Raw genomic sequence first — 11,105 nt, 5'->3', positions numbered from 1 at the left:
CCGCTGTAAGGAGCCAATGTCACATGGAGAACGGAGATAAGCTCCGCGATTATCTCAAGCGGGCGACCACGGATCTCCGTCACGCCCGCCGCAGGGTGCGCGAGCTTGAGGACAAGGACCGGGAGCCCATCGCCATCGTGGCGATGAGCTGCCGGTACCCCGGCGGTGTCACCTCCCCCGAGGAGCTGTGGCAGCTGGTCGCCTCGGAGACCGACGCGGTGTCGGCCCCGCCGGTCAACCGCGGCTGGGGCCTGGAGCAGGCCGCCGACCCCGACTCGGCCGCGGCCGTTCAGGGCGGCTTCCTGCACGAAGCCGACCGGTTCGACCCGGCGTTCTTCGGCATCAGCCCCCGCGAGGCGCTGGCCATGGACCCCCAGCAGCGGCTGCTCCTGGAGACCGCCTGGGAGGCCTTCGAGCGGGCGGGCATCGACCCGACCTCGGTCCGCGGCGAGCGGATCGGCGTCTTCGCCGGCGTCATGTACCACGACTACGGCGCCCGGGTCATCAAGGTCCCCGAGGGCTTCGAGGACGTCGCCGGCTACCTCGGCAACGGCAGCGCCGGCAGCGTCGCCTCCGGCCGCGTCTCCTACACCCTGGGCCTGGAGGGCCCGGCGGTGACCGTCGACACGGCGTGCTCGTCGTCCCTGGTCGCGCTGCACCTGGCCGTCCAGGCGCTGCGGCGGGAAGAGTGCACGATGGCCCTCGCCGGCGGCGTCACGGTCATGGCCAGCCCCGGCATCTTCGGCGAGTTCAGCCGGCAGGGCGGCCTGGCCGGCGACGGCCGCTGCAAGGCCTTCGCCGACTCCGCCGACGGCATGGGCGCGGCGGAGGGCGTCGGCCTCCTGCTCGTCGAACGGCTCTCCGACGCCCGCCGCAACGGGCACGAGGTGCTCGCCGTCGTCCGCGGCTCCGCCATCAACCAGGACGGCGCCTCGAACGGTCTGACGGCGCCCAACGGCCCCTCCCAGCAGCGCGTCATCCGCCAGGCGCTGGCCGCCTCCGGGCTGTCGGCCGCCGAGGTCGACGCCGTGGAGGCCCACGGCACCGGCACCCCCCTGGGCGACCCCATCGAGGCCCAGGCCCTCCTGGCCACCTACGGCCGCAGCCGCCCGGCGGAGCAGCCGGTCTGGCTGGGCTCGGTCAAGTCCAACCTCGGCCACACCCAGGCCGCGGCCGGCGTCGCCGGCATCATCAAGATGGTCATGGCCATGCGCCACGGCACGCTCCCCAGGACCCTCCACGCGGAGACCCCGTCCTCCCACGTCGAGTGGGACTCCGGCGCCGTCCGGCTGCTCACCGAGGCCCGGCCGTGGCCGGAGACCGGCCAGCCGCGCCGGGTCGCGGTGTCGTCGTTCGGCATCAGCGGCACCAACGCCCACACCGTCCTGGAGCAGGCCCCGGCCGCCGAGGAGAGCGAGGAGGAGCCCGCCGCCGCGCCGCTCCCGGCCCCCGCCGTCGTGCCGTGGGTCCTCTCCGGCAAGTCCGACGCCGCCCTGCGGGCCCAGGCCGAGCGCCTGCGCGACCACCTCGCCGCCCGGCCGGAACTCTCCCCGGTCGACGTGGCCCACTCGCTCGTCACCGGGCGCGCCGCGCTGGAGCACCGCGCCGTCGTGGTCGGCGGCGACCTCCTCGAGGGCGTCACCGCCGTCGCCGAGGGCCGCCCGGCGGGTACGACCGTCCAGGGCACCGCTTACGTCACGCGCGGCAAGGTCGCGTTCGTGTTCCCTGGTCAGGGTTCGCAGTGGGTCGGTATGGCCCGGGAGCTCGTGGATTCCTCGCCGGTGTTCGCGGAGCGGATGCGGGAGTGTGACGCGGCGCTGAGCGTCTTTGTCGACTGGTCGTTGTTCGACGTGCTGGGGGACGAGTCCGCCCTGGAGCGGGTGGACGTCGTTCAGCCGGTGTTGTTCGCGGTGATGGTGTCGTTGGCGGAGCTGTGGCGTTCGCACGGTGTCAACCCGGCTGCTGTGGTGGGTCATTCGCAGGGTGAGATCGCTGCCGCGTGTGTCGCGGGTGCGCTGTCGCTGGAGGACGCCGCCAAGGTCGTGGCCCTCCGTTCGAAGGCGATCCTGGCCCTGTCGGGTCTGGGTGGCATGGTGTCCGTGGCGCTGCCGGTGGAGCAGGTCCGTGAGCGGCTGACCGACGGCCTGTCGATCGCCGCGGTCAACGGCCCCAAGTCCGTGGTCGTTTCCGGCGATGTGGCGGAGCTGGATGCTCTGCTGGCCGCCTGTGAGGCGGACGAGGTCCGCGCCCGTCGTATCCCGGTGGACTACGCCTCCCACTCCGCGCACGTCGAGGCCATCCGCGAGGAGCTGTTCACCAGCCTCGCCGGCATCGCGCCGCGTGCGGCCGAGGTGCCGTTCTTCTCGACCGTCACCGCCGACTGGTGCGACACCACCGGCCTGGACGCCGAGTACTGGTACACGAACCTGCGGGAGACCGTCCGCTTCGAGGAGGCCACCCGGGCGCTCGTCGAGCAGGGTTTCCGCTTCTTCGTCGAGGCCAGCGCCCATCCCGTCCTCACCGTCGGCGTCCAGGAGACCATCGAGGCCGTCAACGGCGACGCGGTGGTCGTGGGCTCCCTGCGCCGCGACGAGGGCGGTCTCAGCCGGTTCGTCACGTCCGCGGCCGAGGGCTGGACGCGCGGGCTGCCCGTCGACTGGAGCACCTTCGTCCCGGGCGGCCAGCGGGTCGAGCTGCCCACGTACGCCTTCCAGCGCGAGCGGTTCTGGCTCGACGCCGTCTCCACCGACGACCTGGCCGCCGCCACCGCCGACCCCGCCGACGCCGCCTTCTGGGCCGCCGTCGAGCGCGAGGACGCGACCGAACTGGCCGGAACGCTCGGTCTCGACGACGACGTGCTGAACGCGGTGCTGCCCGCGCTGTCCTCCTGGCGGCGCCACCGGGTGGACCGGGCACGCGTGGACGACTGGCGCTACACCGTGTCCTGGAAGCCGCTCGCCTTCGCGCCCTCCACCGCGGCGCCGGCCGGGCGGTGGCTGCTGGTCACCGCCGACGGCGAAGGCGGCGAGGACGACCTCCGCCGCCTCCTGACCGACCGCGGCGCGGAGGTCCTCAGCCTCACCGGCACCGGATGCGACCGCGAGGCGCTCGCCGAGCGGCTGACCGCGCTCCAGACGGACGCGGGGGAGGGCCTGAGCGGTGTGCTCTGCCTGCTGGGCACGGACGACACCCCGCACCCCGCCTTCCCCGTCCTCTCCCAGGGCCTCGCCGCGACCGTGGCACTGGTCCAGGCGCTCGGCGACGCCGGCGTTGAGGCGCCGCTGTGGCTCCTGACCCGCGGCGCGGTGTCCGTCGGCCGGTCCGACCGGCTCACGAGCACGGCCCAGTCGCAGGTGTGGGGCTTCGGCCGCGTCGTCGGCCTGGAACACCCCGACCGCTGGGGCGGCCTGGTCGACGTGCCCGAGACGCTGGACGAGCGGACCGGCGCCCGCCTGCTCGGCGTGCTGGCCGGGACCGCCGCCGACGAGGACCAGATCGCGGTCCGCGCCTCCGGCGTGTTCGTCCGGCGTCTGCTCCGGGCGCCCCTCGGCGACGCCCCGGTCGTCCGGCCGTGGACCCCGCGGGGCACCGTCCTGATCACCGGCGGTACGGGCGCCCTGGGCGGCCACGTCGCCCGCTGGGCCGCCCGGGGCGGCGCGGAACACCTCGTGCTGACCAGTCGTCGCGGCCGTGAGACGGCCGGGGCGGCCGAGCTGGAAGCCGAGCTGGTCGAGTTGGGTGCGCGCGTCACGATCGCCGCGTGCGACGTGGCCGACCGCGACGCGGTGGCCCGGCTGCTCGCCGAGCACCCGCCGACCGCCGTCGTCCACGCGGCCGGCGTCGGCCAGCTGCACCCGTTGATGGACACCGACCTGCCGGCCTTCGCCGGCATCCTCGACGCGAAGGTGGCCGGCGCCCGTCATCTCGACGAGCTGCTGGGCGAGACCGAGCTGGACGCGTTCGTGCTGTTCTCCTCCAACGCCGGTGTGTGGGGCGGCGGCGGTCAGGGCGCCTACGGTGCCGCGAACGCCTACCTGGACGCGCTGGCCGAGGACCGCCGGGCCCGTGGCCTCACGGCGACGTCGGTCGCATGGGGCGCCTGGGGCGGCGGCGGCATGGCCGCCCAGGGCGGTACCGAGGAGCACCTGAGCAAGCGCGGCATCGGCGTCATGGCGCCGGAGCTGGCGGTGTCGGCTCTGGTGCAGGCCGTCGAGCACGACGAGGCGTTCGTGGCGGTGGCGGATGTGGACTGGGCGCGGTTCGTGCCCGGGTTCACCGCCGCTCGTCCGCGGCCGTTGATCGCCGACATCCCCGAGGCGGCGAAGGCCCTGGCCGTGGCGGTCTCGGACGAGGTCACCGGTGTGTCGGAGCTGGCTGGGCGTCTGGCGGGTCTGACGGAGGCCGAGCAGGTTCGGCTGGTGTTGGATCTGGTGCGTTCTGAGGCTGCTGGGGTTCTTGGTTATGGTGCGGCTGAGGCGGTGGAGCCGAGCCGGGCGTTCCGGGAGATGGGCTTCGACTCGTTGACCGCGGTGGAGGTGCGTAACCGTCTCGCGGCGGCGACGGGTCTGAAGCTGCCGGCGACGCTGGTCTTCGACTACCCCAGCCCCACCGTCCTCGCGGACTTCCTTCGACGCGAAGTCACCGGCCAGACCGGTGCCGCAGGCTCCGCCGCCGTCTCCGCGGCAGGCGGCGCCGACGACGAGCCGATCGCCATCGTCGGCATGGCCTGCCGCTTCCCCGGCGACGTGCGCTCGCCCGAGCAGCTGTGGGACCTGGTGGCCTCCGGCACGGACGCGATGACGCCGTTCCCCGCCGGCCGCGGCTGGGACGTCGAGGCCCTGTTCGGGGCGGGAACCACCTTCACCCCCGAGGGCGGCTTCGTGCACGACGCCGCCGAGTTCGACGCCGAGTTCTTCGGCATCTCGCCGCGCGAGGCCATGGCCATGGACCCCCAGCAGCGGCTGCTGCTGGAATCCGCCTGGGAGGTCCTGGAGCGCGCGGGCATCGACCCCACCTCGCTGCGCGGCAGCCAGACCGGCGTCTTCGTCGGTACCGCCTCGCAGGGCTACGGCGCCGCCGTGGCCGGCGTCGAGGAGGGCGTCGAGGGCTACCTCGTCACCGGTGACGCCACGGCCGTCATGTCCGGCCGCCTGTCCTACACGCTGGGTCTCGAAGGCCCGGCCGTCACTGTGGACACGGCCTGTTCGTCGTCGCTGGTCGCCCTGCACCTGGCGGCGCAGTCCCTGCGCAACGGCGAGTGCACCATGGCGCTCGCGGGCGGCGTCACCGTCATGATCAACCCGATGGCGTTCCTGGAGTTCAGCCGCCAGCGCGGCCTGGCCGGCAACGGCCGCTGCAAGCCCTTCGCCGAGGCCGCGGACGGCACGGGCTGGGGCGAGGGCGTCGGCCTGCTGCTGGTGGAGCGCCTCTCGGACGCCCGCCGCAACGGCCACGAGGTCCTGGCGATCGTGCGCGGCTCGGCCGTCAACCAGGACGGCGCCTCGAACGGCCTGACCGCACCCAACGGCCCGTCGCAGCAGCGCGTCATCCGCCAGGCCCTGGCCAACGCCGGACTCCAACCGTCCGACGTGGACGCGGTCGAGGCCCACGGCACCGGCACCACCCTGGGCGACCCGATCGAGGCCCAGGCCCTGCTCGCCACCTACGGCCAGGACCGCACCGAACCCCTGCGCCTCGGATCGGTGAAGTCGAACATCGGTCACACGCAGTCGGCTTCCGGCGTCGCCGGCATCATCAAGATGGTCATGGCGATGCGCCACGGCGTGCTGCCCGAAAGCCTGCACATCGACCAGCCGTCCACCCAGGTGGACTGGTCCGCCGGCGCCGTGGAGCTGCTGACCGAGACGATCGCGTGGCCGGAGACGGGCCACCCGCGGCGCGCGGGCGTGTCGTCGTTCGGCGTCAGCGGCACCAACGTCCACACCATCCTCGAGCAGGCCCCCGAGGCCGCGCCCGTGGAGACCGCGCCCGCGATCGAGGGCGTGGTGCCGTGGGTGCTGTCGGCGAAGTCCGAGGCCGGACTCCGGGAGCAGGCCGAACGGCTGCGGGAGCGGCTCGACGCCGGCTTCTCGCCGCTCGACGTGGCCTACTCGCTGGCCACCACCCGTACCGCCCTGGAGCACCGGGCCGTCGTCGTCGGCACCGACCAGGCCGCCTTCCGGCGGGGCCTCGACCTCCTCGCCGAGGGCACGACCGGGGCCGGCGTGTTCACCGGCACCGCGCGCCGTGAGGGGCTCACCGCGATCCTCTTCTCGGGCCAGGGCTCGCAGCGGGCCGGAATGGGCCGGGAGCTCTACGGCGCCTTCCCCGTCTTCGCCGAGGCGTTGGACGCGGTGTGTGCCGAGTTCGACCGGGTGCTGGACCGTCCGCTGCGTGAGGTGCTGTTCGAGCACGGTGACGCGCTGGACCAGACCGGCTTCACCCAGCCCGGGCTGTTCGCGCTGGAGGTGGCGCTGTACCGGCTCGTCGAAGCCTGGGGTGTGCGTCCGGACTACGTGACGGGTCACTCCATCGGTGAGCTTGCTGCCGCGCACGTGGCGGGGGTGCTGACCCTGGAGGACGCGGTCACGCTCGTCGCCGCGCGTGGCCGTCTGATGCAGGCGCTGCCCACGGGTGGCGCGATGCTGGCCGTCGGTGCGGACGAGGCGACTGTGGCTGCGCACCTTGAGGGCCGCGAGGCCCAGGTGTCGATAGCCGCCGTCAACGGTCCGTCCTCCGTCGTCATCGCCGGTGACGAGGACGTGGTCACCGAACTCGGTGAGACGTTCGCCCAGCTCGGCCACAAGACGCGCCGCCTGCGCGTGAGCCATGCGTTCCACTCGCCGCACATGGACGCGATGCTGGACGACTTCCGCAAGGTGGCCGAGGGTCTGACCTACGAGCAGCCCCGCATCCCGGTCGTCTCCAACCTCACCGGCCAGGTCGAGGACGTCGCTTCCGCCGATTACTGGGTTCGGCACGTCCGTGGCGCGGTGCGCTTCGGCGAAGGCGTGCGCTGGCTTGAGGACCAGGGCGTCTCGGTCTTCCTGGAGCTGGGCCCCGACGGTGTCCTGTCGGGCATGGCCCAGGAGTCGCTCAGCGACGAGCCCGACCTGATCGCCGCCCTGCGCAAGGACCGCCCTGAGCCCGAGGCCCTGGTCACCGCGCTCGGCCGCCTCCACGTCGCCGGTGTGACCCCCGACTGGAACGCGTTCTTCGCCGGCCGCAACGCCCGTCGCGTCGACCTGCCGACCTACGCCTTCCAGCGCAAGGCCTACTGGCCGCGCGCCGCCGTCCTGACCGGCGACGTCTCGTCGATCGGCCAGACCGGTGCCGGGCACCCGCTGCTGGGCGCCGCCGTCGCGCTGGCCGACTCCGACGGCTACCTGCTCACCGGCCGCCTCTCACGGCAGACCCACCCGTGGATCACCGACCACTCCGTCGGCGGTGCGGTGCTGCTGCCCGGCACGGCCTTCGTCGAGCTCGCCATCCGCGCGGGTGACCAGGTCGGCTGCGACCGCGTGGCCGAACTGACGCTGGAGGCACCGCTGGTGCTGCCCGAGCGCGGCGGCGTGCACCTCCAGCTGGTCGTCGGCGCGGCCGACGACACCGGCAGCAGGACGCTGACCGTCCACTCGCGTGCCGAGGACGCCTCCGCGGACCACCCGTGGACCCGCCACGCCAGCGGCCTCCTCGCCCAGGACACCGGTGCGCAGCCTGAGCCGCTCGACGTGTGGCCGCCGGCCGACGCCGAGGCGCTCGACGTCGACGGCTTCTACGAGCGCCTCGCCGAGACCGGCTACGGCTACGGCCCGGCGTTCCAGGGCCTGCGGGCCGCCTGGCGGCGCGGCGACGAACTCTTCGCCGAGGCCGAGGTCGCCGAGACCGACCAGGCGGACGCCGCGCGCTTCGCCCTGCACCCCGCCCTGTTCGACTCCGCGCTCCACGCGCTCGGCCTGGCCTCCGCCACCGAGGCCGGCCAGGAGGGGACCTCCTCCGGAACCCGGCTGCCGTTCTCCTGGACCGGACTGCGCCTGCACGCCACCGGTGCGCCCGCCGTCCGGGTGCGGCTGGCGCGTGACGGCTCGGGTGCCGTCGCCGTGACCATGGCCGACGCCGCCGGTCACCCCGTCGCCTCCGTCGACGCCCTCGTCTTCCGTGAGGTGTCGGGCGACCAGCTCGCCGCCGCCCGCACCGCGGACAACGACGCGCTGTTCACCGTGGAATGGGTCACCGCCGAAGAGGCGCAGCCCGGCGACGTGCCGACCGGTGACGTCGCCGTCCTGGGCGGCTACGCCGGCGAGGCGGCCACCCGGTTCGCCGACGCCTTCGCCGGCTCCGGCCGCTCCGTCCGCACGTTCCCGGGCCTGGCGGAACTCGCCGCGGCGGACTCCGTGCCCGAGATCGTCGTCCTCCCCTGCGGAGACGGCTCCGAGCCGACCGCCGCCGCCGTCCACGAGCTGACGGTCCACGCCCTGGGCCTGCTGCGCGCCTGGGCCGACGACGAGCGCTTCGCCGGATCGCGCCTCGTCGTGCTCACCCGGGGTGCGATCGCCGCCCGGGAGGGCGAGGGCACGACCGACCCGGCCGCCGCGGCGGTGTGGGGCCTGGCGCGCTCGGCACAGTCGGAGAACCCCGGCCGCTTCGTGCTCGCCGACCTCGACGGCACGCCCGCCTCCCACGCGGCCCTTCCCGCGGCGCTGGCGGTGGACGAGCCGCAGGTGGCGGTGCGGGGCGCCGAGGTGCTGGTGCCGCGGCTGGCGCGGGCCGCCTCCGGCGACGCGCTGACCCCGGCCGACGGGCCCTGGCGGATCGACTGCCCCGAGCGCGGCACCCTCGCGAACGTCACCGTCGTGCCGTTCCCCGAGTACGCCGCCGAACTGGGCGTCGGCCAGGTCCGCATCGCGGTCCGTGCCGCGGGCGTGAACTTCCGCGACGTGCTGATCGCCCTGGGCATGTACCCCGGCGAGGCCGTCATGGGCGGCGAGGCGGCCGGCGTGGTCACCGAGGTCGCCCCCGACGTGACCGGCCTGGCCGTCGGCGACCGCGTGATGGGCATGGTGGAGAAGGCGTTCGGTCCGGTGGCCGTTGCCGACCGCCGCCTCGTCGCCCGCATGCCCGACGACTGGTCCTTCGAGCACGCCGCCTCGACCCCGGCGGTCTTCCTCACCGCCTACTACGCGCTGCGCGACCTCGCCGAGCTGCGGCCGGGACAGAAGATCCTGGTGCACGCCGGCGCCGGCGGTGTCGGCATGGCCGCCATCCAGCTGGCCCGCCACTTGGGCGCCGAGGTCTTCGCGACCGCGAGCCCGGCCAAGTGGGACGCGCTGCGCGAGCTCGGCCTGGACGACGACCACATCGCCTCGTCGCGGGACCTGGACTTCGAGGCCAAGTTCCTGATCTCCACGGACGGCGCCGGTGTGGACGTCGTGCTCGACTCGCTCGCCCGCGAGTTCGTCGACGCGTCGCTACGGCTCATGCCGCGCGGCGGCCGCTTCCTGGAGATGGGCAAGGCCGACGTGCGCGACCCCGAGCAGGTCGCGGCGGAGCACCCGGGCGTGGTCTACCGGTCGTTCGACCTCGGCGACGCCGGCCCCGACGGCATCCAGCGGATGCTGCTGGAGCTGCTCGGTCTCTTCGGACAGGGCGCCCTGACGCCGCTGCCGGTCCGCACCTGGGACGTGCGGCAGGCTCGAACGGCACTGCGGTACGTCAGCCAGGCCAAGCACGTCGGCAAGATCGTGCTGACCGTCCCGAGGCAGCTCGACCCCGAGGGCACCGTCCTGATCACCGGCGCCACCGGCACCCTGGGCGGCCTGCTGGCCCGCCACCTCGTGACCGAGCGCGGCGTCCGCCACCTCCTGCTGCTGTCCCGGCGTGGCCGGGACGCCGAGGGCGCGGCGGAGCTGGAAGCCGAACTGACCGGCCTGGGCGCCGAGGTGCGCTTCGCAGCCTGCGATGCCGCTGACCGCGACGCGCTGGCGGACGTGCTCGGCTCGCTGGAGCGCCCGCTCACGGGCGTGGTGCACACCGCCGGCGTGGTCGACGACGGCGTCCTGTCGTCACTGACGCCCGAGCGGGTGTCCGCGGTGCTCCGGCCGAAGGTCGACGCGGCGCTCAACCTGCACGAGCTGACCCGGGACCAGGACCTCGCGATGTTCGTCCTGTTCTCCTCCGCGGCCGCCACCTTCGGCGGCGCCGGCCAGGGCAACTACGCGGCGGCGAACGCGTTCCTCGACGCGCTCGCCCAGTACCGCCGGGCCCAGGGCCTGGCGGGGCAGTCGCTGGCCTGGGGCATGTGGGCCCAGCGCAGCGCGATGACCGGCGAGCTGGGCGAGGCCGACCTCGCCCGGATGAACCGCGGCGGCATCGGAGCCCTCTCCACCGAGCAGGGCATGAGCCTGTTCGACGACGCCACCGCGTCCGACCGGGCCCTGCTCGTACCGGTCCGGCTCGACCTCGCGCAGCTGCGCGAGCAGGGCCCCGCGCTGCCGCACCTGTTCCGCGGCCTCGTCCGCGTCCAGGCGCGCCGCACCGCGGCCGCGGCGGTGCGCGACGAGCGGAAGCAGGGACCGTCGCTGGCCGAGCAGCTCGCCGGACTGACCGAACAGCAGCGGCTGACCGTCCTGGCCGACCTCGTCGCCCAGCACGTCGCCTCCGTCCTCGGCTACCCCTCGGCGGCCTCCGTCGACCACAAGCGGCCGTTCCAGGAGATGGGCTTCGACTCGCTGACGTCGGTGGAACTGCGCAACCGCATGAACACCGCCACCGGCCTGCACCTGCCCCCGACCCTCGTCTTCGACAACCCCACCCCCGAGGCCCTCGCGGCGCACCTGCTCGACGAGATCCCGCTCGACGACGTGCACGCCGTCGCACCGCTGCACGCCGAGCTCGACAAGCTCGAATCGATGCTGTCCACGGTGACCCTGGAGGCCGACGACCGGGCCCAGGTCGAGGCACGGCTGCGGGCCTTCCTCGCCAAGTGCGCCGACGGAGCCGAGGCGGACGACGCCGTGGGCGACAACAGCGACCTGGCGGCCGCGACCGCGGACGAGATCTTCGACCTCATCGACAACGAGCTCGGGACGGTCTGAACAACCCGATGA

Annotated in this window: 1 protein-coding gene; it reads left to right on the top strand. The window is 74.1% G+C overall.

From position 1 onward, the window contains the following. Positions 1-23: 23 nt before the first annotated feature. Complete coding sequence (locus CYQ11_RS03480) at positions 24-11,093, top strand: type I polyketide synthase (RefSeq protein ID WP_099199033.1); 11,070 nt, start codon at positions 24-26, stop codon at positions 11,091-11,093. The last annotated feature ends 12 nt before the right edge of the window (positions 11,094-11,105 follow it).

Origin of the sequence: Streptomyces cinnamoneus (assembly GCF_002939475.1) — a bacterium.
Lineage (GTDB): Bacteria > Actinomycetota > Actinomycetes > Streptomycetales > Streptomycetaceae > Streptomyces > Streptomyces cinnamoneus_A.
This window is presented reverse-complemented; position numbering and strand designations above follow the sequence as displayed.

Coding starts and splice junctions, on each gene's coding strand:
- CYQ11_RS03480 (WP_099199033.1), top strand. CDS start 24: ATGGAGAACGGAGATAAGCTCCGCGATTATCTCAAGCGGGCGACCACG.